Source organism: Opitutaceae bacterium TAV5, from assembly GCA_000242935.3.
Classification (GTDB): Bacteria; Verrucomicrobiota; Verrucomicrobiia; order Opitutales; family Opitutaceae; genus Geminisphaera.
In genome coordinates, this window is the sequence record CP007053.1 from 2,353,675 (window position 1) to 2,377,050 (window position 23,376).

At 63.1% G+C, this 23,376-nt stretch carries 19 protein-coding genes; 9 read left to right on the forward strand and 10 right to left on the reverse strand.

Translation table 11 applies throughout. From position 1 onward, the window contains the following. Positions 1–160 precede the first annotated feature (160 nt). From OPIT5_10350 to OPIT5_10365, 4 genes are all read left to right on the forward strand, one after another. The gene (locus OPIT5_10350) at positions 161–931 is read left to right on the forward strand and encodes an N-terminal cleavage protein (GenBank protein ID AHF90542.1); all 771 of its coding nucleotides are present in this window, start codon (positions 161–163) and stop codon (positions 929–931) included. Positions 932–1,030: 99 nt separating this feature from the next. Continuing rightward, positions 1,031–1,843 (forward strand): hypothetical protein, encoded by an 813-nt coding sequence (locus tag OPIT5_10355; GenBank protein AHF90543.1) that lies wholly within the window; start codon positions 1,031–1,033, stop codon positions 1,841–1,843. Between the two features lie 55 nt (positions 1,844–1,898). After that, positions 1,899–2,804, forward strand: a complete 906-nt coding sequence (locus OPIT5_10360) for a lipase (protein ID AHF90544.1) — start codon at positions 1,899–1,901, stop codon at positions 2,802–2,804. A gap of 151 nt (positions 2,805–2,955) precedes the next feature. Further along, a complete protein-coding gene (locus OPIT5_10365; protein AHF90545.1) occupies positions 2,956–3,882 on the forward strand; it encodes a hypothetical protein in 927 nt (308 codons plus the stop codon). 527 nt (positions 3,883–4,409) lie between these two features. On the opposite strand, the gene OPIT5_10370 is transcribed toward OPIT5_10365, so the two are convergent. From OPIT5_10370 to OPIT5_10380, 3 genes are read right to left on the reverse strand one after another with little or no spacing between them, the layout of a single operon-like run. Further along, positions 4,410–5,273: a glycosyltransferase family 1 gene (locus OPIT5_10370; GenBank protein AHF90546.1), complete on the reverse strand. Its 864-nt coding sequence runs from the start codon at positions 5,271–5,273 to the stop codon at positions 4,410–4,412. A gap of 38 nt (positions 5,274–5,311) precedes the next feature. Then, a complete protein-coding gene (locus OPIT5_10375; GenBank protein AHF90547.1) occupies positions 5,312–6,163 on the reverse strand; it encodes a polysaccharide deacetylase in 852 nt (283 codons plus the stop codon). Between the two features lie 45 nt (positions 6,164–6,208). Next, positions 6,209–6,934 (reverse strand): type II secretory pathway, pseudopilin PulG, encoded by a 726-nt coding sequence (locus tag OPIT5_10380; protein AHF90548.1) that lies wholly within the window; start codon positions 6,932–6,934, stop codon positions 6,209–6,211. A gap of 209 nt (positions 6,935–7,143) precedes the next feature. Between OPIT5_10380 and OPIT5_10385 the strand changes: the two genes are divergently transcribed. Continuing rightward, positions 7,144–8,886 (forward strand): hypothetical protein, encoded by a 1,743-nt coding sequence (locus OPIT5_10385; protein AHF90549.1) that lies wholly within the window; start codon positions 7,144–7,146, stop codon positions 8,884–8,886. Positions 8,887–8,920: 34 nt separating this feature from the next. Here OPIT5_10385 and OPIT5_10390 read toward each other — a convergent pair whose 3' ends face one another. The 6 genes from OPIT5_10390 to OPIT5_10415 all read right to left on the reverse strand — a co-directional run bounded on the left by OPIT5_10390 (position 8,921) and on the right by OPIT5_10415 (position 18,587). After that, complete coding sequence (locus OPIT5_10390) at positions 8,921–9,553, reverse strand: hypothetical protein (protein ID AHF94279.1); 633 nt, start codon at positions 9,551–9,553, stop codon at positions 8,921–8,923. A gap of 58 nt (positions 9,554–9,611) precedes the next feature. After that, entirely contained in the window at positions 9,612–11,942 is a 2,331-nt protein-coding gene (locus tag OPIT5_10395; GenBank protein AHF94280.1) for a hypothetical protein, read from the reverse strand. 28 nt (positions 11,943–11,970) lie between these two features. Further along, positions 11,971–14,130: a hypothetical protein gene (locus OPIT5_10400; GenBank protein AHF90550.1), complete on the reverse strand. Its 2,160-nt coding sequence runs from the start codon at positions 14,128–14,130 to the stop codon at positions 11,971–11,973. Positions 14,131–14,867: 737 nt separating this feature from the next. Continuing rightward, entirely contained in the window at positions 14,868–16,577 is a 1,710-nt protein-coding gene (locus OPIT5_10405; protein ID AHF94281.1) for a hypothetical protein, read from the reverse strand. Between the two features lie 60 nt (positions 16,578–16,637). Next, positions 16,638–17,324, reverse strand: coding sequence for a hypothetical protein (locus OPIT5_10410; protein ID AHF90551.1), 687 nt, complete (start codon positions 17,322–17,324; stop codon positions 16,638–16,640). 222 nt (positions 17,325–17,546) lie between these two features. After that, positions 17,547–18,587 (reverse strand): LacI family transcriptional regulator, encoded by a 1,041-nt coding sequence (locus tag OPIT5_10415; protein AHF90552.1) that lies wholly within the window; start codon positions 18,585–18,587, stop codon positions 17,547–17,549. Positions 18,588–18,696: 109 nt separating this feature from the next. On the opposite strand from OPIT5_10415, the gene OPIT5_10420 reads away from it, so the two are divergent. Beyond that, positions 18,697–19,752 carry a hypothetical protein gene (locus tag OPIT5_10420; protein ID AHF94282.1) on the forward strand — a complete coding sequence of 352 codons (1,056 nt, stop codon included), beginning with the start codon at positions 18,697–18,699 and terminating at the stop codon, positions 19,750–19,752. A gap of 33 nt (positions 19,753–19,785) precedes the next feature. On the opposite strand, the gene OPIT5_10425 is transcribed toward OPIT5_10420, so the two are convergent. After that, positions 19,786–20,817: a LacI family transcriptional regulator gene (locus OPIT5_10425; GenBank protein AHF90553.1), complete on the reverse strand. Its 1,032-nt coding sequence runs from the start codon at positions 20,815–20,817 to the stop codon at positions 19,786–19,788. Positions 20,818–21,025: 208 nt separating this feature from the next. Between OPIT5_10425 and OPIT5_10430 the strand changes: the two genes are divergently transcribed. The 3 genes from OPIT5_10430 to OPIT5_10440 all read left to right on the forward strand — a co-directional run bounded on the left by OPIT5_10430 (position 21,026) and on the right by OPIT5_10440 (position 23,310). Continuing rightward, entirely contained in the window at positions 21,026–21,316 is a 291-nt protein-coding gene (locus tag OPIT5_10430) for a hypothetical protein (protein AHF94283.1), read from the forward strand. 33 nt (positions 21,317–21,349) lie between these two features. Continuing rightward, a complete protein-coding gene (locus tag OPIT5_10435; GenBank protein ID AHF90554.1) occupies positions 21,350–21,799 on the forward strand; it encodes a signal peptide protein in 450 nt (149 codons plus the stop codon). A gap of 359 nt (positions 21,800–22,158) precedes the next feature. After that, positions 22,159–23,310, forward strand: coding sequence for an MFS transporter (locus OPIT5_10440; protein ID AHF90555.1), 1,152 nt, complete (start codon positions 22,159–22,161; stop codon positions 23,308–23,310). Positions 23,311–23,376: the final 66 nt, after the last annotated feature.

A 23,376-nucleotide genomic window follows, 5' to 3' on the forward strand; every position in this document is an offset into this window, starting at 1 on the left:
TGGAACGATCTGCTTTATAAGTTCACCAACGAACGGGTTGAGGTGCCTCCCGTGTTTGCGCACGTTTCATCCCACCTCGGCAGCCCCTGCATCAGCCGCTCTGCATCAATGCCCGAAACTGCCGACCAGAAACATACCATAAGCCCCCTCCGCTCCAGACATGAACACGACCCACACCCGACCCATTTCCCCTTGCAATCGCCTCTGTCTTCGGCTCGCCGGCACCGGTCATCCTGTCCGGTGCGGCCGTCGGTGCGGCTTCACGCTGATCGAGTTGCTCACCGTCATCGTGATCATCGGCATTCTTGCCGCCATCATCATCCCGGTGCTGGGCCGCGTCCGCGAATCGGCACGGCGGGCCACCTGCCTCTCCAACCTCCGTCAGATCCAGATGGCAAATATAGCGCACGCCACCGAAAACAAAGGAGACTACATCAGGGTCAAGGACGACAGCCGGTGGTGGCTTACGCAAGCCGTGTTCATCGAATACCTGAACGCCAACAAGCTGACCTCCGGAGGAAAAGAGAACATGCCCGACCAGTTAAAGTGCCCCACCGCCATGGCCACCTTCATACCGAACATTGCCAACGTTGCGGAAAGGGAAGCCTTCGGCGGCTATGGCTACCGGAATTATGGCACTTCGGCCACAGAGTCCGGTTTTACGGTCCTGAACCAGAGCAAGGTTCCGGCCCCCTCGCGCATCATGGCATTTTCCGACGCCCTGGATTTCTATTTCTACCAGTGCCCCGGCAGCACCTATAACTGGGAAAAGGAAACAAGAACCAGCACCACAAATTCCTACCGGCACCGGAACGGAGCCTGCATCGTGTTTTTCGATGGCCATACCCGGTGGCTGCCTCGTGAGAAAATCCACAAGACAAGCAGCACGACCGACCCCGCTATCCTGAGCCTTTGGGGCACCGGTGTGTGAACGCTGCACTCCGGTATTCTCCATCGGAAACCGGCCCCCTCCATCCGCTCGTTTCAAACCTGAATCAACCGTCACCCAACCCGTAAATCCATCCGCCCAATGAAAACCCTCACCCTTGCCCGCCTCGCAGTCCGCAGTCTCGCCACGCTTGCCGCCCTCGCCCTTGTCACCGCCACCGCACACGCGCAGACGACCTGGTATCTGAAAGAAAACATGCCCAAGGAAGCCTCCTGGCGCAGCCTCTCCGTCTGGAGCAGCACGCCCGATGGCTCCGGCCCCGCCCCCACCGCCATTTCTCCTGCCGACACCTACAACACCAACGGCAAACTCGTCCGCACCGCCGACGTTTTCACCGCCGGCAAACTCCTCCAGGATGGCGGACGCATCGACATGAAACGCGCCAGCCAGACCGTCGCGGGCGACTGGGAGGTGACCGGTGCCAGGTCCATCCTCCACCAAGGCGTACGCGACAACGCCAGCTACGTTTTCACCGTCAAGGGCAAGCTCATCCTCACCGCCCCCCTGACCGTTCTTCACACCAGCAACGGCATGCGCGGCATCGACCTCACCATCGGCATCCTCACCGGCGCCTCCGATCTCCTCATCGGCAGCGGCAACGCCGCCCGCAACACCACCGTCAGCCTCGGCGTCCTCAAATTCGACAACTACACCGGCAAGATCGTCGTCCAGTCCGGCTCCACCCTCACCTTTGCCAACGACCAGACATGGACCGGTCCCCTGGAAGTTTCCGCCAACGCTTATCTGACCCTCAACAAAGCCATCACGGTCCCTGCCGCCACCCTTGCGGGTGCCCCCCTCGCCGCCGGCACCTGGACTGCCGACCAGCTCAAACAAACCCACTCCGCCATCATCACCGAAGGCTCCGCGGGCACGCTCACCGTCGCCCCCTGACCGGCGGCGCTTCCCCCGGCGCGCACATCTCCTCCAGACATGGCTCCCTCCAGACATGGCCCGCCCCCCGCTCATCGCCCTCCTGACGGTTGCAATCGTTGCCGCCAGCCTCTCCGTATCCACGGTCCACGCACAAACATCCGGCGCCCCGGCCCCGGCTCCGGCTCATGCGGCCATCTACAAAACCGAAAGCGGCCTGCCCTACTACGAAGCAGACACTCTCGCCAAAGCCGGCGACTACCAGTGCACCCGATGCCGGCTCGACCTCTATTACCCGGCCAACCGCCCCGGCTACCCGACCCTCATCTGGCTGCACGGGGGCGGCCTCACCGGCGGACGCCCCGGCATCCCGGCTCCTCTCAGGGAAAAAGAACTCGGCCTCGTCTCCCCCGGCTATCGCTTTTCGCCCGAGGCCACTCCCGAAGAGATTTTCGAGGATGCCGCCGCTGTCGTCGCATGGACTGTCAAACACATCTCCGAACGTGGCGGAGATCCGAAAAAAATCTTCCTCTCCGGCCATTCCGCCGGCGGCTACCTCGCCGCTGTAGTGGGCATGGACCCCCGGTGGCTCGCCCCGCACGGACTCAAGCCCGCCGATCTTGCCGGGCTCATCCCGGTCAGTGCGCAGGTGAGCACCCACTTCCAGGTCAAAAAAGTCCGCGGCGACACCGGTCCCGAGTATCGTGTCATTGTTGATGAATATGCCCCGCTTTATCACGCCTCGCAAAAAAATCTCCCGCCGATCTGCCTGATCGTCGGCGACCGGCGTATCGAGTACAAAAACCGGATCGAGGAAAACGATCTCTTCGCCACCAGTCTCCGTAATCTCGGCCATACGCAGGTCGAGTTTTACGAAATGGGCGGCCTCAACCACAGCACCGTACGCTACGGAGCTTGGACCATCATTCCCGGCTATATCAAAAGAATCCTCGAGCGGAACCTGCCACCCTCCGGCCCGTAACTCCGGCCGGTTTCCGTAACCGCAAGTGCGGCCACGTGCTTTATAAGTTCACCAACGCATCCGTTGAACCCCGCACCTTTCCTGGCAGCCTGCGACAGCATACCTCCATCCCTGTCCTCAATCCGTAACTACAAACAAACCCGCAAAAATCATGAAAACTACCTGTCTCAAAACCGGCCGCCTGTTTCTCCTTTCTGCAATTTTCGGCTTCCCGGTCATTCTGTCGATGGCGCAGGCCGCCACTTGGTATTGGATCGGGCCGGCTGACAATTCACCCACCAATACTGCCTACTGGAATTCAACGCCAACAAGTGGAACGGGACAAACCATGTCAGCTGCCGGAGCAGTCTTCAGTGCTGGCGACATATATGATACCAACAATGGCAACAATATGCTCATAAACGGAAACTTTCCCACAGGGCTTCTCCTGCTCAATGGAAACAGGATCGCAATAAGAGGCACCCGGACCGTGACCATCACCAACCTCGAAGCTGCTGCTGCAACCACAGGCATACTTGCGTACGACGGATACAACCAGAGCGCTAGTGTGGTATCGAAATTTGTCGTCACGAACCTCAATCTGGCAGGAGACATCAGGTTTCACAATCAGGGAGGCTCGGGCACCCAGTCAGGCGCGCGAAACATGACTTACCAGATAACAAATGTAAGCGGATCAGGAAAATTCAGGCTTACCGGCGGCCTGAGCGGTGGCGAACGCAGCACGATACTCCTCTCCATAGTGGATCAGGAACTCACCAATGACTTCACGGTTGAAGGAGTGAACGTCACGTTTCAGAGCGACATCACGACCACCGGCACATTGACGCTGATCGGGACCGATCTCTCGCTCAACCTCGACACCCACAGTCTGGTGTTTTCCAGTATCACCGATGGTACCCAAACATGGACTACACAGGGGGCTGCTACCGCAGCCGTTCTCAATGCCTTTTTTGGCGCCGAATATTTCACCGGAACCGGCATGATCACCATTGCCGCTGTCCCCGAACCCTTCGCCTGTGCGCTTGCGGTGGGCATCCTGGCGGCCAGCTTCGCCTGTCTGCGCCGCCGGCTCGCCTGATACCAGGGAAACGCGGAGAGGCAACGCACACGGGCAAGATGCCCGTGCCACGTACGGAGCGGCGACGTCCTCGCCGCCGGACGGGATGAAGTCCCGCCTGAATTGCCTGGAACAGGCATGTTGCTCCCTCGGCAGCCCGGAGCGGAGGGCACCCGTTTGCTTGCTGCCTTGTCTGCGCGCTATCGTGCTCCGGGGCGCGCGTCCGGTGGCGAGGACGCCGCCGCGCCGGCACAGGTGCATCAGCACACAAGAGTGCGCATGCCGCTTGTTTTCATATGAGTGGATTGCCGGGGGGATCGTCGCTCTCTTGCAATCTCCCGCCGATGCTGCCGGCGAGGATTTTTGCCTGAAGAAGGGGAGACCAGATTCTACCCGAAAAAGCAGCAAGGCAACTTTCCTGCCGTTGAACTTATTAAACGCGGCCTGAAAAGAGCGTGCCGTCGTGCACGCGGATGCCTGCCGGCATGGGCAGCGTTGAGCTTGTCGGTGATGTTCTCGTTAGCAGAGCGGCGATGCCGTAGGCGCCGTCAATGGCGATGCCGGCGGAATCGCATCGCCGCCACAAACAGGATCGCCGCTCCGCCAACGAGCAGGGCGACCGTTGAAGGTTCGGGAATGGCGGAAGTCTGGACGATCTGTACCGAGTTCAGAAAACCGCGGCGCTCGGGGCTGTACTCCGTGGCGCTGGACCCGGCCACCGCCAGGTTCAGGACTTCACCCGCGCTCAGCACCACGGTCAGTTTCACGTAGTTTTCCCCCTCGACCCATGCGCTGGTATACGGATGCCCCGTGGCATAGGAAAGAGTCTGCTGCTGGAGAGGGGAGAGGGCAAAATCCCCCACCTCGGCTCCGGCCCCGGCATAGATCGTCTGGGTGTAGGCGTTGCTGCTCGCGCCGCTCGTGTTACGCGCGGTCACGTAGATGTCATAGGTGCCGGCCTCCAGACCGGTAAGCTGGAATCCCGTTGCCGTCCAGGTCGTGGCATTGGCGGCTGCGTCAAAGATGGCATCTTTCCCGACCGACGAACCACCGTAAATATTGCCAGAGTTGATCTGGCCGCCCAAGGCGCTGGAGCTGCTCGGTGAGGTGTCCAGATTCAGCGTTGCGCCCGCCGCGGTCCGTGTGGAGCCGATGTTGAGGGAAACCCCTGTGGCCGCCGAACCGTCCGCCAGAACGAGCGTGCCGGTATCGGTATTCCCGACCGTGTTCCAGGCCGAGGCGGTAGCGCCCGGATTCGCGGTATGATACGGGCTGTTGGTCAACCACTCGCCGGAGGCGGCGGTGGGACCGAAATCGAGAAACAGCGTCTGGGCATGCGCGCCAAAAGCGAAGCCGAGCAGGCCGGCAGACATGGCGAGGAGTGAACGAGCGGACAGGGATCGGGTTTTCATGGCAGTGCAGGGTTTGTAGTTGCTGTCTGATTACAGGTTCATTTTTTTTCCAGGGCGGCGATCAGCTCACCCGGCGTGACGAAGACGGCCTTTTCGGCGGTCAGGAAATCGACGATCTTGACGAACTCCTCCCAGCGGGCGTCGTCCCACTTGTTGGGATGGCCCTGAATGATGAAGTAACGACGCTTCGGCGCATACTGGCGATAGCCTTCGATGAATTTTTGCGCGTTGGGGCGGAAAAGCGGCTGTTCGATGTTCACCTTCCAGACACGGTCCAGCACGGTGATCTTGCCAGCGGCTTCGAGCGCGCGCCCGGCGTCGTCGAGAGGGGTCGGATAAAGGATGCCGCGCATGTGCGGGTCTTCGGAAAGAACGCGCAGCGTGGTAGCGTCGAGCGAAGGCGGCTTGCCGCCGCCGGGTGGACCGAACACGGAGAAAGGCACACCGAGCCGGGCCACGGCCTGGGCCTGGGCATCGGCAAAACGCTTTGTCTGTTCGGAGTAGTCACGTCCGAAAAATTCCGGACGTTCCACACCCTCGGCATCGGTCCAGGTTTTGTGGTCCCAAGCGTGGAACCAGAATTCGGCGAGTCCGCTCGCCTTCACTTCGTCGAGCCACTTCTGGTAGGCGGGTTTGGGACTTTCGAACGAGTTGACGATGACGCCCAGAGAATACCTGATCCCCCGCTCTTGCGCGAAAGCCGAGACCCGCCTCCAGCGATCAGAGAGCCAGCCGCTCTGGTTGGTCTGCAGATCGTCGAGCTTGAGAACGATCATGACGGGCGCGGCGTCCGGCGCGCCTTCGGGAGCGGCCGGGGCCAGGTGCCCTGCGCCGGGAAGAGCGAGCAGCGGAAAAGCGAAGTGGAACAGGCGTTGCACGGGGATGCACATGTGAAAAAAGAGGGACGAGAGGCTGAACGGACGTGACCGGTGGGTTCAGGGAGCCTTGTAGGATTCCAGGGCTTTTTCCGGCGTGAGCGAAGCGACATGGCCATCGGCGAAGAGATAGTTGGCCCTGCCGTTGTGGCGCTTCGGGTCTCCACTGCTTCCGATTGTGCCGGCAGTGGCGCCGGCGGTCCACGTACTGCCATCGATGAGAATGTGAAAATTGTTGCTGTCCCCGACAAGAAACCGGCGGCTCGGCACGTCGATATTGGTATGCGGAAAGCGGGTGGTATAAGGATTGATCCCCGCGCCCACATGCAGCTTGTTGCTCATGCCGTAGCCTGCCGTCGTATACGTCGTCCAGTCGGGATGATTGCGGAACTTGGAAATGTACTCGGGGCAAAATGCGTAGCCATCGATCTCCGCCTTGAGCGTGCTGAAGTATTGCACCTCACGGCCCAGATAAGGACTGATTTCGACCTGCCAGGTTTTTTTCGAGGGATTGGGATTGGAAACTGCTTCGTCGTACTTCGCCGCCGGGAAGAGACCGCGATTATCTGCAGCATAGAGCTGGAAGGCCACGCCGATGCTCTGGAGATTCTTGATGCACACCGCGCTGCGTGCGCTCTGTCGTACGCGGCTGACTACCGGGATGAGGATCGCGGCAAGCACGCCGATGATCGCAATCACTGCCAGCAGCTCCACGAGCGTGAACGCCCGCCGGCCGGTGACGGGCCGGGAGCGGAGAGATACGTGATGGGGAAATCGGGGAGTCATGCCACTACCTTGCCACACCGGTCGTCGGCGCGAAAGTGCGAGGCTTGTCAAACTGTTGAAACCACACCAACGCCATCCTCCCGCCTCCCTGTGAATCAACAGTTTGAAGCAGTACCGGCTTGGGTTGCCGGAAAAGGTTCGCCAGACAGGGCGGTGTTCGTTTGCCCCGCATGACCGCTCACGCTCCCGATCCTCTCCGAACCGTTTTCATGAAAACCTTCTCGATCGCATGGCTCCTCGCCGCCGCGTTGTTCCCCGCGCTCGCATCACCTGCGTCCGCCGCGCCGGCATGGCGCTCCTCGCTGTATCCGGAAAACTGGACGCCGGGTTTCGCCGACAGCGACGGGCGGTTTCTCCATGATTTCTCGTATGCCGGTTATCGCCGAGGCGAGGAGCCCATTCCCGATCAGGCGGCCAAAACCGGCCGCCTGATCGATGCCACGAAACCGCCCTACGGGGCCGATCCGACCGGCGCGCGGGATTCCACCGCGGCCATCCAGTCCGCGCTCGACGCCGCGGGCGAGGCGGGCGGCGGCGTGGTTTTTCTCCCCGCCGGCACCTATCGCGTGGCTCCGCCGGAAGGCGCCGGAGCCGCCCTCCATATCCGGTATTCCAATACCGTGCTGCGCGGCGCCGGACCGGAGCGGACGTTTTTGTGCAACGACACCTGGCAGATGCGCGACAAGCACGTGGTGCGGATCAGCCCGCCGAAAGATATCTGGTGGTTCGGCGAGGCGCCGTCGGGCTCGTCCAGCCCGCTCGTGCGCGACCTGGCCGGACCGTCGCGGCGCGTGCCGGTGCGCGATCCGCAAAAATTCGCGCCCGGCGAGCGCATCGTCCTGCGCATTGATCCTACTCCGCGCTTCATCGCATCGCTCGGCATGACGGGCAAATGGGACATCGCGGGCGCGACCGATGGCGGCAAGGTTCCCAAAGGCAAGAGCCACTGGCTCACGCTGCTCTACATCCGCAAGGTCGTCGCGGTGGAAGGCGACGAGCTGGTGCTCGACGCGCCCACGCGCCTGCCGCTGCTCGTGGCCGACAACGCCCGCGTGCAGAAGGCCCCGGCCGGAGTGATCGAAGAGGTCGGCGTCGAGGATCTCGCCATCGGCATGCGGCAGCATCCCGGCACGAGCGACGAGCGCGGGTGGGAGGAAAACGACTTCGGCAAAACCGGCACGCCGGCCTGGGACGTGCACCAGTCCCACGCGGTCGCCTTCGGCTCCGTGGAAAACGGCTGGCTGCGGCGCGTGCATTCGTATGCCCCGGAAGGCAATGACCCGCGCGTGCACCTGCTCTCCAACGGCGTGCGTATCGGACGCGGCCGGCACGTCACCGTCGAGGCGTGCGATTTCCGGTTTCCGCAATATCGCGGCGGCGGCGGCAACGGCTATCTGTTCACCCTGCACGGCAGCGAGAATCTCGTCGTCCGCTGCCACGCCGAGGGCGGGCGGCACAACTACGATTTCGGCACGATGACGAGCAGCGGCAACGTGATCCACGACAGCGTGGCGAAGGACGGACTGCTCTTTTCCGATTTCCACATGTTTCTCTCCGCCGCCAACCTCATCGACAACGTCACCTGCGACGGCGACGCGTTCGAGGCGACGTTCCGCCCGTGGGGCGGCACGCCGATGCACGGCGTGAGCACTGCGCAGTCGGTGTTCTGGAATCTCAACGGCCTGCGTTATCCGCCCGCCGAAGTCACGCTCGGCGTCGGACCTGATGCGAAGGAGAAACCGTGGACGCGCAAGCAGGTGCTCGTGCTGGTCAAGCAACTATGCGACATCACCATCATCGGCACGCGCGGCCCGGCAAACAAGGTGTCGGCCTGGCCGGCGAACCGGGAAAACCGCGTGCTCGTCGAGGGTCAAGGCCGCGGCGACACGCTGGAGCCGCGTTCGCTGTACCTCGACCAGCTCGCCCGGCGCACGGGCGGCGGGCGGCAATAACCGGCGCGGGAAAGCCCAGGTTGGCCTTCCCGCCTTACTTGTCCGCGCTGACGGCAGTGACCGTGAGAGCGAACCCTGTCGCGCCGGAGTTTTCGTCGAAACGGTAATTGAGGATATAGGCAAAGACCTCCCAGTTGAAGACGCGGTTGTCCTGCACTTCCTGGAACGCGCCCGGCGTCGCGAGCGCGAAGCCCGCGCCTGCCGCGTTTTGCAACCGGAAACTCCGGGCCCATCCCTTGGCGACGGTCTGCTTTTCTTTCGTGGCCGGAAAAGGGGCCGGGTTGTTGTTGCCCAGCATAAACGTCCCTCCGTCCGCGAGCGAAATCGGCAACAGCGTGACGAAGCGGAACGCAAATGCTCCGTCAGGCAGACCCGACCAGGTGTAATTCACCGCGTTCTGCGCGATGCCGATTCGCAGTTCGGCGCCAGACGGGTATTTCGCCAGCAGGGTGGCCGCATCCTCGACCGTGACGGCAGGTTTTTGTCCGTCGTAGTCGTCCGGTCGCAGCATCAGGACGGGAGCGGGCAGCGTGAACTCTCCCGCATCCGTCGTCCTGATGTTCACGCCATCCGGCGAGGCGGAAAGGCCGGGAAGCGGCTCGGCATGCAAGGGAATGCACAAAAGGGAGGCGAGGAGAAGGCAGGTGGAGTTTTGTTTGATATTCATGGGTGGACGAATCGGATGCGGTCAGTTTCCGGATACGAAAAGCGAAGTCGGCAGACGGCTACGCGTCAGCCAGCCCGGCGAGGATCTCCCGGTCGAAGGAATCGTCGATGCCGGGCAGGCGAAAAATCGTGATGAAGCGATGCGAGCGGACCGGCGCCGCCGGTCGCACGCGGATCGCGTGCCAGGGGCGGCCGTCCTGCACGATCTCCACATACTTCCGCGCCGGAATGACAGTTTCGGGAAAGCGGGTTTCGCCGTGGCCATGAAGGGCGAGCCGGCATGCATCGCCCGGAGCCGTGGTGACATGGACGCCCGCGGATTCCTCGCGCCACGGGTAGTCGGAACCCCATGACAGAACAAGCTCCGCGTCTTCAGAAAGGCGCACGTCGTCGATGACGGCCATCCCTTTTCCGGGGACGCCGATCACGATGCGTCTCCACTTCTCGAGATTCAGCGAGCGCGGATAATAGCACTCCAGGTCGATCTCGCCGCGCACCGTGTTTTCGTTTTCCGTGAGCTTCAGGCGCGCGGGGGCGAAATCGAAGGGAGGTGGCGCCAGCCAGACGTGGCCGTCGTTGTGCTGGCCGTGCCCGTTGACGAGAAGCAGGTTGTGCTCGGAGCCGAGCTTGGCCCAGGTGTAGCCGGAATCGGCCAGCAGCCATTTGCCGTCGTGGTTGAACAGGACGTTGCCGACGTCGGGGTGATGGTGGCCGTAGCAGTAGGTGTGCTGTTCCTTGCCGAAGAGGTTGTAGCCGTGCGCGGGACCGGTCAGGAAATACGCCTTGGTTTTCGGGCCGAGGTTGAGGATCAGCCAGCCGCAGTCGTCGAGATACTCGCAGGTGCGTGGCGGCGCCGGTGTGATGCGGAAATCCGTCGTCTCCAGGTGCGGCGCCCACACGCAGGTCCAGAAATTGCCGGCCAGACGGTGGGCCGGCTGCCGCCGGGCGTTGCATTGGCAGAACCGCCCCAGAATGCCCTCGACGCGCATCCGGGTTCGCGAGGACCCGGGACGGCGGGCAAACTCCCAAAGGGCGAGCGGGAGCAGGAAAGGCAGGGCGCCATCGGCGTCGTCCGTGAAAAAGCCTTCGGAGGAATCTTCCGGCAGGAGTTTTTCGGCGACTTCCCAGTGTTTTTCCAGCCATGCCTCGGGGATGAACGGTTCACCCGTGTATTGCTGCAAAAGCATGAGCGAGGGCATCAGGCCGAGCAGGCCGAAACCGATGTAGCCGATGCCTTCGTGGTAGGAGCCGTCCGGCGGCAGAGCGGCCGTGAAGCGGCGGAAGGCGGGGATGGCGACGTTGAGCCAGTGGAGGGCTCGGTCGTGACGGCCGAGCAACGCAAGGCCGGCAAGGACCAGCGTCTGGTGGCCGAAGAACGTGTGATTTTGCGAAACCGTGCCGGGCCAGGAGCTGCGTGCATGCACGATCCACCCGAGCATGGCCTCCGCCTGGAACGCGATCTTGTCGACAACGCGCGCGGTGCGTTCCGGGCCGAGACGGGTTTCGTGCCAGTTCAGGGCAATCGCGAGGCCGAGCATGTTGAAGTCGGCGGTGAGGTCGTTGTTGTGATCGGCGCCGATGGGATCGGCGGTGAAGCCCCAGTAGGGAAGATCGACGAGACCATCAACCCAGCGGATCAGTTGCTCTGCGTCTTCCGGACGGTTGCCGACGAGGAGCCTCAGGGAGAGCGAGGCGAGGTAGTTGCCGGGGAAGATCACGCTGTCCTCGTAAACGTGTTTTGTTCCGAGCGTCGTGCAGATGTTGCGGGCCTCTTCGGGTGTGCGCGGGGGAGCGGCGCGGACACCGGCGCAATCGTTGAGGATGGCATCGAGCCAGCACGACCAGGGGGAGCGGCCCCAGGTGCGGGCGAGCGTGTCGGGCATACCGGGAGAAAGCCAGAAACGCTGGCCGGTCCTGAAATCGTCCTTCGTGTAGTCCGCGAGGAAACCGTCGAACCGGGTGAGCTCGCAGCCTTGCCAGTCAACGTCTTCGAGGTCGGTTGCGAGTTGCACGGAAACCTCGCGCGGCGAGTCCACGTGGAAGCCGATGCGGCCGGTAAAGACACGGGCCTCCAGTTCCGGCGTGCGCGGGATAAAGACGCGGGCTTTCGTACGGATACCGTCCGGGTCCACGGCGAGCGAGACATGCGGGAGCAGGCATTGCCCGCGGTTCGGGGCGAAAGGCGGCGCGTAGTCCCAGGGACCGGTGCGGTGGTTCATCCAGTCGAAATACAGGGAACCGATGTCGAATCCCGGAGCCGCAAAGCGGTAGGCGATTTCGTAAAGGCCCTCGTCCAGGGTTCCGCGCCACAGGAGGGTTTCCCCGGATCGGGTGAATCCGCCAAGGCCGGACGATTTTCCGATTTTTTCGGGTTCGACTTCTGTATTCATTTTCTGGATATAGATTGCGGTAATCCGGTCAGTTGGTGACGAGGCGGGCGCGTCCCCATGAGCCGCGGTCGCCGGAGTTTTTGTCGGTGCCGCTCCAGACGAGTTGCTGCAGGCGCGTCGCGCCGTCGTCGCTGTTGTCGATGGCCACGTCGAACAGCAATTCCTGCCCGGCCTCGGGACGGAAACCGAGAGCCGTCCAGGGAATCCGCGCCTGCAAAGTGTAGCCGTTGCCGTCCACGTCTTTCAGCACGATCACGCGGCACTCGCGTCCGGCGTCCGGGTGATCGACGACAAACACGCCCGGCGTCGCGCCCGCGCCGAGGAGAATCTGCCGGTCGCCAAATTGCAGTCCGCCGCTTTTGTCGAGATTGCGCGAAGCGATGAACAGCTCGATGCCGTCGGCGGACCAGTAGCGGCCCGGCGCATGGGTGTTCTGGCCGGGCACGGGGTCCTTGACCTGGATGAGAAAGTGCAGGGCCTCATTGTCCCAGCAGAGACGGAAGGCACCGCCGAGTTTCGGATTCGGGGTGCCGAGTGCGAGCCGTTCGGGGCCGATCAGCTCGGCGGGGCGGCCCGGCCAGTTCACGGTGGAGCCGTCGAGTTGCAGGCCGGGCAACGCGCGCGGGATGGCCACGGTGCGGGCGACTCCGGAACCCCGGCCCGTGAAACGCGGATCGTCCCAGGCAAACGCCTTTCCCTTGTCAAAAATGACATCGTAGATGCGCGCATGGGTGAGGCGGGCGGCGGAGACGAGCGGTTCGTAGGGACGGTCAACCACATCGACGAGACCGGTGTTGTTGCCCTCGCCGTTGTAGCCTTCGAAATAGCGTCCGGTGATGGACTGGTCGGTGTAAACATACCATTGCGAGCCGACGACAAAACCGAGGGCGGCGGCCTGCTCCACGTAGTTGCGATAGCCGAGGCCCCGTTCGGTCTGGTTTTTCACCTCGCGAAACGCCCCGAGTCCCTGCTCCGTGGAGCTGAAATACCATTCGCTCAGGATGAGCGGCCGGCCCCCGCTCCACTCGTGGACCTTGCGCAGGAATCCTGCATCGATGCCGTAGGTGTAGTAGTTGACGCTGACGACATCGAGGTACTTGCCGCCGATGCGCACGACGTCCTCGTTGTTGGCGGTGTGAGGTGTCAGGCGGCTGCCGACGAGGAGGTGATTGCTGTCGTATTTTTTGAACACACGGCGGATCATTCCGTAGTAATTTTCAAGATACAGGAGAAGAAAGGCACGCATGTCCTCCGCGGCGGCGGCGGTACGGATGAAGAGGGTGGCGTCGTCGAGCTCGTCGAGGCTGGCAAGGGGAGTGAGGGGGTTCCAGGCGGCGTTGAAGCTTGCGATGTCTCCGTATTTCTCTCGCAACGACGCGGCGAGCCGTGCCCTGGCGGCGACCTTGCCGGCTTGGTAACCGAGGAGGACGCGGGGGAGGTTTTCGAAGTGTTGTTCGTTGCCCAAAAAATAGCCGATGATGCGCGGGTCGCCGGCCACGGGCGCCACGGATTCGGCAAAGGCGCGGTCTAGTTTTTGTTCGGCATCCGGGGCAAACGGGTCCATCATATGGCCCGCGCCCAGTTTGTCGGGGAGATACACGACGCCGTGTTTGCGGCCATCGGGGAGGTGCAGCACGACGGGAAAGTCGAGGTCGCGCATGGCCTGCGTCCATGTGGAAAACGCGCCGCCGCTGTTGAATCCCCAGGCACGGAGACGTTCGACGGCCTGGCCGGTCCAGGCATCGACGGAGTAGGGTTTTTGGTATTTGCGAATCCAGTTGGCGATCTGGAAGGAGAAAAATCCCCAGTCGGGCCGGTTTTGAAACCAGCAGGCGGCCCAGTCGGGATCGCTGGTGGAAGGAACCCATTCGTAGATTCGTTCGCGGCCTTTTACGACGGTGTAGTCGTTGGTGTTGGCGATGCCGCAGACGGCGAGCTGGAAGAAGGCGTTGCCTTCGGGTGTGACGAGCACATGGCGGCCGGGGGCGGCAAGGGCGGTGTGGAAGAAACCGGTTTTTTTCAGGCCGAGTTTTTGTCCGCTGCCGGCGAGGCCGCCGAAGCGGTCGAGCGCGGGACCTTGGCGGGGACCGAGGGCGGCCTTCTGTTTCACGATGTCAGCCCGCAGTTCGTCCTCGCTGCTCACCTTGCCGGGATAGTCGGTGCGCACGGACTGGCCGAAGCGGTCCACGAGAAAGCGGTGTCTGCGATCGGTGGAGGAGCCGGCGGCGTTGGCGGTGTCGTCGTCGGCTGCGGCAAGGGGTGTTATTTTGAAGGAAAATTCGGAGGAGCGTTTTTTGGGAGAAAGGTTGTGGGGGTGTATCCAGGCAAAAACGTTCCAGTTCCATTTCCGGTTGTCCTGAATCTGCTGATACGTATTCGGGATGGTGATGCGGACGCCTTGGCCGAGGGTGTGAATGATGTCGAGGCGGGTTGTCGTGGCGTCGGCGACGTTTTGACCGGCCAGGGTGGCAGGAAATTCGCCGGTCTTGTCTCCGAGGACATAGCGTCCGCCCTGACTGAGATTGATGGGGAGAAGTGTGACGAAGCGGAGGGTCAGGGCTTCCGGCGGCATGTCGGCAAGGGCGTAGCGGATTTCGTTTTCCTTGAGAGAAATACGCAACTGGCCTCCGGTGGGGTAGCTCGCCAGCAGGGTGCCGGTGCCTTCAAGGGTGAGGGCAGGTTTCTGGCCGGTGTAGTCGTCCTTGTGCATTGTCAGGACAGGCGCGGGCAGGGTGATTTTGCCGAGCTCGGCGGCGTCGATGAGCACGCCTTTTCCGGTGAGCGAAAGCTGGAGCGCTCTGGTGGGAACAGGCAGGACGGCGCAGAGAGCGAGGAGGCAGAATAGTGGATGCAGGAGGGGATGTCTCATGAGAAGAATGCGGGGATGGAGCAACGGCATCCCTGCCGTTGGTTTGCCAGCGAGGGTCACACTTGTGTTTTGCGGAAACGGAGGGCCGCCGCGAGAAAGCCGATGCCGAGCGCGGACAGCAGGACGAAGGCGGCGGGTTCGGGAATGGCGGCAGTAGTGAAGGTGAGCGAGTTGTCGTTGATGGCGAATGTGCCGTCAATGTTGGCACTGAAGATGCCGGCGTCGGTGAAATTGGTCGAATTGAAGGTGACGAGGGTGTAGGTAAACGAGGCGGGCAACGCGGAGCCGGTGAAGTCGAAAATGAAGGACGTGCCGTTGCCCTTGGTGAAGGCTCCGGCAATGTTCAATTGATCGGAGGAGGCTTGGTCCGCGCCGAGATCAAAGAAGAGGCTGGCTGCGGTGTTGTTGGAGTTCCAGGTGAACGAGCCGGCAGTCGCCAATGTGCCTGCGGAGGAAACGCCGCTTTCGTCCATGTCGCCGGTGGAGAAGCGGGCACCGGCATCAAGTGTGATGTTGCCTGCCACGCGGGCTGCGCCGCCGAGGGTCGCGCCATTGCGGACGGCTACAGCGCCGCGTCCAGTGCCGCTGCCGGTGGTATTGTTCACGATAAGTGTGCCGGCGGTAACGATGGTGGCGCCGTCATAGTCCATGCCGTCGGTGCGGTTGAATTTCACGATGCCGGCGCCTGTTTTGACAACTCGCGAGGTGTTGGCGCCATCGGTGATGTTGCCGCTGAAGATGGTGGTGCCGCCAGCAGCGGAAGTCACATTGAGGCGGTCGCCGTTTCCGGAGGCGGCGAAGGCGCCGAGGGTGATGGTGCCGGAAAAGGTGGCGGTGCCGGATGTGTGTTCGCCGCCGATGGTGCGCGTCCAGCTCGTATTGGTGAAGGAGTCGAATGTGATGGCGTTGCCGATGGTGACTCCGGCGGTGCCGATGAGGATATTGATGGTGTCGGAGTTGGTGACATTGCGAACAGTCAATCCGCCAGAGCCGAGGGCATTGGAGTGGTTGAGGTGAAGGGTGCCGCGAAGAAGTGATGTGTTCGATACGCCGGTGTTGTTGCCCCCGAGGTGGTAATTCGAGCCGCTGCCTGCGACGGTGTTTAAATCGGAGCCTCCGATAATCAGCGATGTGCGAGGGGCGCCGAAGGTGTTGGTAATGTTGCCATCAATTTTGATGGTTCCAGTGCCCCAGCTTTCCAGTGAAAGGTTTTGGGTGCCGCCGGTTGAGGCATTCGCAATATCGTTAATGGTAAGTGTGCCTCCCTGGTTGCCAAAACGACGGTGGCCTGCTGCCGCCACGTCCTCGAACATGCGAATGGTGCTGTTAATTGTGACGTTGCCGGTGCTCTGAATTGTACGAGTGGATTCCCAGCCTGCACTGTGACCACCAAGGATGATCGTGCCGCCGTTCAGAGTGTAACTGGTGCTGGCGTCGGCTGTGGTGCCTCCGAAGTCAAGCCAGCCTACGTTAACTTCGCCGCTGACCGCCACGGTGCCGGTTTTGCCTCTTGCGAAAAAGGCATCGTTGTAAGGAGTCGCGACGTTGTTCCATGTTTGCAGAGTGCCGCTGCCATCAGCAGCGGCGCTCCACAGGGAGCTGGCGGTGTCCCAGGTTCCGTTGCCGCCGTTGGCGTCGTTGTCGGGGGCCCAATACAGGGATGCGGCGGAGAGTGAGGTGGCGCAGGCCAGGGCGAGCAGCAGAGCGGGGCAAGTGGTGCGTAGTGTTGCCAGTGGTACGATGGCAGGGTGCTGTGTGGTTTTCATGATGGAGCTGGATTCGATGTCGAAAAACGGTTGCGTGGATGGGCCGTGGGGGGGAGGAGATCACGGAGACAGGGTGGAGAGTTTCGTTTTGTCTGAAACTTTCTGCACGTGGCCGTCGTAAAACAGGATGTTGCGCGAGGAGCCGTGGACGGTTTTTTGCGGACGTGCGGGATTGGCAGATTGACCCAGATCGGCCATCACGGGGTCGTCCTGATCGGTGAGCATCCACGTGCGGGAGAGAGGTTGGCCGGCAATCGACGAGAATTTTTTCACCGGCAGCGAAGCGCTTTCCGGATTTGTTGCCTGGCCGAAGGGCTTGATGCCCCAGGCACCAATGTTTACCACCAGGGAACCGTTGCCAGTCGCACCGGTGGCGGCCCAGGCCGGGCAGCGGAAAAATTCGCTGGTGAAGTTGCCGCCCCCCTTGTCAATCGCCGGGATATACGAACTCAGGATTCTGGAAAGTTGTCCCCGGGTGTACTGGTTGTATTTGTATTCCTGAGTCAACCAGAGAGGGCCGGGAAGGGAGTCGCGGTTGTCGTTCACGTGGAGATTGATCGCGGTATTGATCTGCCGGAGGTTGGAGATGCATTGCGCGGAGCGGGCGGATTCGCGGACTTTGCTCACGGTGGGAATGATGATGGCGGCAAGGATGCCGATGATGGCGATGACAGTGAGCAGCTCGATGAGGGTGAAACCGCGGGTAGTAAGGAAGCAGGCTGGACGGCGGGGTGTCATGATTTTCATGGTGGGTTGACAGGGAAATTTTTGTGCAGGGACTTGGAGCGGGAAATATGGGTCAGGTATGGAGAGGCAATGGCGGGCAGGGGAATCGTTGCGGCCCTATCCTTGCTCCCGGAGACACCGGGGGCGCAACGTCTGCAATGCGCCCACTGTAGCGTAGAGAAAGGGGGAGGCAGAACCGGCCAGCCGGAGGAGGAAGAGGGACGGGGGAGCCCAATCTTCCTGTCACCGTCCGGCAGCCGCGCGTTTCCGGGGCAGCGTCTTGCCGGGTTTCCAGAAACCCTCCGTCAACAGGCGCTGGGGAAAGCGCGGAACGCCTCGCTCGCCGCGATGGATCATGCCGACGAGAAAATCCACCGCGGCCCGGCCGCATTCCGTCGCGTTTTCGTCCACCGCAGCCACGTGCTCCGGGAAGTCGCACAACGACTGGGTGAGAAACCCGAAATCGTCAGGAATCCGGCAACCCTCCTTTTCCAGCAGTGAAAGGACCCGCGGCTCATGGCAGATGATCACGTCGGGCTTGTATCGTTTTATCCACGACAGGATGCCCGGTCCCGGCTCGTCGTATCGGCAAACCGGCAGCCGTTCCTCCGCGGGCCAGTGTTGCTGGCGTTCGAGAAATGCGGCCCCCCACGAATGATTGACCCGCTCATCGGAGACCGGGGAGATGACCAGGCCGGGACGCCGGTAGCCCAGCCGGCGCGCATGGCGGATCGCCATCTGCATGGAGTAATACGTGTTGTTGGTGATCGTATGCAGGAGCGGCCAGGCCAGCGTGTAGCCGAACGCCACGGCGGCGAAACGGGGCCATCCGATGTCGATGCGCACACGGGGCCTGGGCTGGGGCGCGAGGAGGAGGCCGCGGACGTTGCGTGCCACGAGAATCTCGCCGGCCCGCCTTTCCGTCATGCCGGGTTCGCGCAGCCAGAAATCCTCGAGTGCGTAGCCGAGTTCGTTCGCGCGCTTTTCGGCCCCGCGCCGGTAGAGGTCGAAGGTCTTGCAGGTATTCCAGCCGTCGCGCGTGGCCGCGTTGGTCAGCCAGACGATGTTGCCGCGGTATTTCGGTGTGCCGATGCGCACGCGGTAGGCGTTGAGGGCGGCCACCATGGGATCGGGCGCGTAGCCCATTTTTTCCGCGATCCGGCAGATGCGGTCGCAGGTCGCGGCCGGGATGCTGGAATGGCGGCGCAATGCCCGGGCCACCGTCGTGTAGTGAAAACCCGATTCCCGGGCGATGTCCCGCACAGTGACGCGTCTCGGTTCCATTCCACGCTACAGTTGGCGTGCGCGGTTCGTTGCGTCAATGCCTTCGGGGCCGGTCAATGGCCTGCATCGGGAAAGCGGTCGTCTTTCCTTTTCCCGTCCCACGCCCGCCATGATCGCCACACACGACGCATCTTCCGCCGCCAGTCCCCTCCCCTCTCCATGCGCCGCCGCACGGCCTTTGCGGATCGCCATAATCGGTTGCGGGCATATTGCGCGCCTGGTCTATCTCCCGATTCTGCTCAACCATGTCTGCCACGGCGAGGTGACAGTGGCAGCCCTTTGCGACGTGCGCCGCGAGGCTGCCGGGGCGCTCGCCGCCGGAGGGTCAGGGTTTCCGGACGCTCGAATCTATCCGGACGCTCGCGAGATGCTGCGTCGGGAATCCCTCGATGCCGCACTTGTGCTTACTTCCGAAACACAAAACACGGCGACGGCGCGCCTCGTCCAGGCGGCGGGCGTGGCCGTCTATCTGGAAAAACCGCCAGCGCAGGATTTGCAGGAACTGGCCTCCATGACAGAGGCTGAAAAGCGCGGCGAGGGTCTCGTTTATGCGGCGTTCAACCGGCGGCATGTGCCATTGTTCCGGGATATCGACCGGCCGGCATCCCTCCTCGCGAGGGTGCGCGGGGTGCTGGCCCGGACGGATCGCGCTTTCGACACGTTTCTGTTCACCGGTATCCATCTGGTGGATTCGGCGCAGTATTTCGCCCGGAGCGGGCTGGTGGATTGGATGATCCACTGCGAACGCAACGGCACAGCCCGCTGGCGCCTTTCCGGGCGGCTGGAATGCGGCGCCTCTTGCGAGCTCGACTTCATCCCGGCAGGGCCGCGCCTGGAGGAGCATCTCATTCTTGAATACAGGGACGGCAGCGTGCGGGAGCTGCATTTTCCCGATCCCGATCCGGCATCGGCGGCGGAGGTGCGGCTGGTGGAACGCCGCGGCGACACGGTGGAACGAGACGTCATGTCACCTCGCGAGGGCGACGCGCTCGACCGGATGGGCTACGCGCCTGCATTCGGCCGGTTTGTCGACCACCTGCGGCGCGGCGATCTGGCCGGGAGTCCACACCGGCTGGCTTCCTGCGTGCGCGATACCGAGGTGCTGGCCGACATGCAGGCATGCCTTCGCAACCGGCAGGGCGCCACACTTGCGGGCGCCGCCTGATAGCCTGCCATCGGGCAGGGCAGGCGTTTCTCTTCACGCCTGCTGTCGCACGCTTTCGCCCGGGTGCCAGACGCTCTCCACCAGCGTGCGGATCGGCACGGGCGGGATGCCGCGTTCGTTGCGCTGGAGCATGCCGGCGAGGAAATCGGCCGCCGTCGCGCCGATGAGCCAGTCGTTCTGGTGCACGCCCGCCCACCAAGGATCGGCCGGGTCGGCATTGAGGTTGGCCAGCCCCACATCCTCCGGAATCCGCAGGCCCAAGCCGAGTATCCACTTTTTCACCAGGCGGTCGATGGCGATGACGGCATCGGGCCGGTGCTTGCCGAACCAGCGGACAAATTCCCCGTGATCGCTCTCCCGGGTGATCAGCGGCGGCACGCGCTGGCGGGCGGGCATCCGGTGGAGGGCGAGCAGGAACACGCTCAGGAAGTTGTTGTTCACCTTCTCGTCCCAATCCTCCTTGAGGCACAGGCCGATGCGCCGGTAGCCGAGCGCCTGGAGTTCGCTCACCAGAAGCTGCGTCGCCTGGTACTGGTGATTGGTGACCACGTGAAACCGCGCCGGCTGCAGGCTGTAGCCGAGCGCCAGCACGGAGAAATCCGAGAGATCGAGGTCGAGCGTGGTGCGGGCATGCGGCTGCGGCGCGATGACCAGGCCGGTGACGCCGCGCGCCCGGAGGATCGAGCGGGCGGAGGCCGGCGTCATGCCCGGCTCGTGGAGCCAGAAATCGTCGAGCTGGTAACCGAGCTGCCGCGCCCGTTCGGAGGCGCCCAGAAAGTAGCGATCGAAGGCCGAGACCGTGCGGCGCATCTCGTCGCGTACCGGCCAGTTGTTGATCCACGCGATCGTGGACTGGTAACGGGTGGACTGGCGCCCCTTGCGGTAAACGTTGAGCGCGGAGAGGACCGGGTCGGGCGAATAGCCGAGTTCCTCGGCCACGGCCCGGATGCGGGCAGCGAGTTCGGGTCTCAGCCGCGGGCTGTTGCGCAGGGCCAGGCTGACCGTCGAGTAATGCACCCCGACGCGGGCGGCGATGTCGCGGGTCGTGACCCGGGCCCGGGTGATGCCGGGAGCCATGGGAGGAGTCATGGGGAAAAAGACAATCCGCAGGCCTTCGCGGCTCAACCGCCAAAAACAGGATGCCGCCGAAGTGACTGGCGAAAACGCTGTCCAACCCCGCCTGTTGTCTCCAGAAAGGGCGAATCGCCGCCATCGCCTCCGGCCCCCTCCCCTTTCGCCCTTCCCGCGCCTTCCCGTTCACCTTTCCGAATCCATGAAAAACTCCCGCCTCCTTTTCTTCACCGGCATCATCGCGGGAGCCCTGCTCACCCTCGCCCCGGCCTTCGGGATGCTGGGCACGGTGCTCGGCATGATCCGCACGTTTGACGAACTCGGCGCGCCCGGCGCCACGGATCCCGCCGCGCTTGCCAACGGCATCAGCATGAGCCTCTATCCGGCCGCCGTCGGCCTCGCACTTTTCCCCGTGGGGGTGGTCGTGCTGGTGATTTCCCTCGTCTGCTACTTCCGCGCCGCCCGATCTGCCGGACCCGCTCCCGCCGCCTGATGATTCTCCGCGCCTCACCCTCGATAAAAAATCATGGACACGACCACCGGAATCCCGTCCCCGCCGCCCGATCCCGTCACGCAACAGGATATCAGCCACCTGCAACTGCTGAGCGTGTTTCACTACGTCGTCGGCGCGATCGGTTTCCTGTGCGCATGCCTCCCGCTGATTCACGTGGGGCTGGGCGTCATGATGATCGTGGCCCCGGGCACGTTTTCGGACGGAGGACAACACGCGCCGCCGCCTGCCTTTCTCGGCTATCTCTTTGCCGGCATGGGCGCGCTCTTCGTGCTGGCTGGCTGGGCAGTCGCCATCTGCACGATCATTTCCGGATGGCTGATCGCCCGGCGGAAAAAACGCCTGTTCAGCTTCGTGCTGGCTTGCGTACTCTGTCTTTTCACGCCGTTCGGCACCGTTCTCGGCGTTTTTACGATCATTGTGCTCAACCGGCCCTCCGTGCAGCGACTTTACCAACGGTCCTGACCGGTGCGCGGGACCAACCGCGAACGGCCTGACTGCGGATTGCACGGAGTGTGTCGATCTTGCGCAAAGATCGCCAAGGACGCGAAGGAAATAACCGGCAACCCTTTGCGCGCTTTGCGGCCTTTGTGCAAAAATCCGGAAGCTTCGGGGCTTTGGTATAATTCCCACCCGTTTCGACCGGTGTAATCCGCCGTAAACTACAGAAACCGCGGGCTGCCGGTGCTACACCCTGACCGGAGACCAGGCATCATCGCGCTTGCGAACGGAGGGCAGGCGGGAAAATTTTGTCCCTTTTTCGTTTTCAATCCATGACCATTTCCAGGCAACCGCTCCGCGAGGGCGCCGGCATTCCGGCCTCGCTGGTGTTTCTCCTCGCCTTCGCGGCGGGCGCTACTGTCGCCAACATCTATTACAGCCAGCCGCTGCTCAACGAGATCGCCGGAGCGTTCGGCACGAGCGTGGCGGCCACCGGCGTCATCACCGTGGCCACGCAACTCGGCTACGCGAGCGGACTGCTCCTCATCGTGCCGCTGGGCGACACCTTCGAGCGGCGGCGGCTGATCGTCTCGTCGATCCTCGCCACGGCCGGGGCGTTGCTGGCGGCGGCGTTTTCACCGACGCTGCACGTGCTCGTCGCGCTCAGTTACCTGCTCGGGCTGGCATGCGTGTCGCCACAACTGATCGTGCCGTATGCGGCCACGTTTGCGGCGCCGGAGCGGCGCGGACGTGTGGTGGGCACGGTCATGGGCGGGCTGCTCGTGGGCATCCTCGTGTCGCGCTCGGTGAGCGGGATCGTCGGCGCGCATCTCGGCTGGCAGGGCATGTACTTCATCGGCGCGGGCGCGATGGTGGCGCTCGCGGTCGGGCTGCGCTGGAAACTGCCGCCGCAACATCCGCACGAACCGGTGCGGCTGCGCGAGTTGCTGACCTCGCTCTGGCCGATCCTGAAGCGGGAGCCGGTGCTGCAACGCCACTTGCTGATCGGAGCGGCGGGATTCGGCGCGTTCAGCGTGTTCTGGACCACGCTGTCGTTTTACCTCGCGGCGCGTCCCGAGCACTACGGCAGCGAGGTGGCGGGATTGTTCGGGCTGATCGGCGTGGCGGGCGCGCTGGTGGCGCCAGTGTCGGGGCGGTTGTCGGACCGGTTTTCCGCACGGGCGGTCAACGGGGTCGCGCTGGTCGTCATGGTGGTGTCGTTTGCGATGATGGCGCTCGCGGACCGTTCGCTGGCGTGGCTGGTGGCGGGCGTGTTTTTGATGGATGCCGGCGCGCAGGGCAGCCAGATCTCCAACCAGAGCCGCATCTACGCGCTGTCGCCCGCGCTGCGCAACCGGATCAACGCGATCTACATGGTAGGCTACTTCATCGGCGGCGCGCTCGGCTCGGCCGCCGGTTCATGGGCGCTGCAACAGGGCGGCTGGACCGGCGTTTGTCTGGCCGGCGGCGGCCTGGGAGTGTTGGGACTGGTGGCGTTGTTCCTGCCCCTTGGCGGGAACCGGCGGGAGGGGTGAAGGCGGCGATCCTCCGGGCATCACATCATTTTTTGCATCGCCGCGCCGGAGGAGGTTTTGCAACGT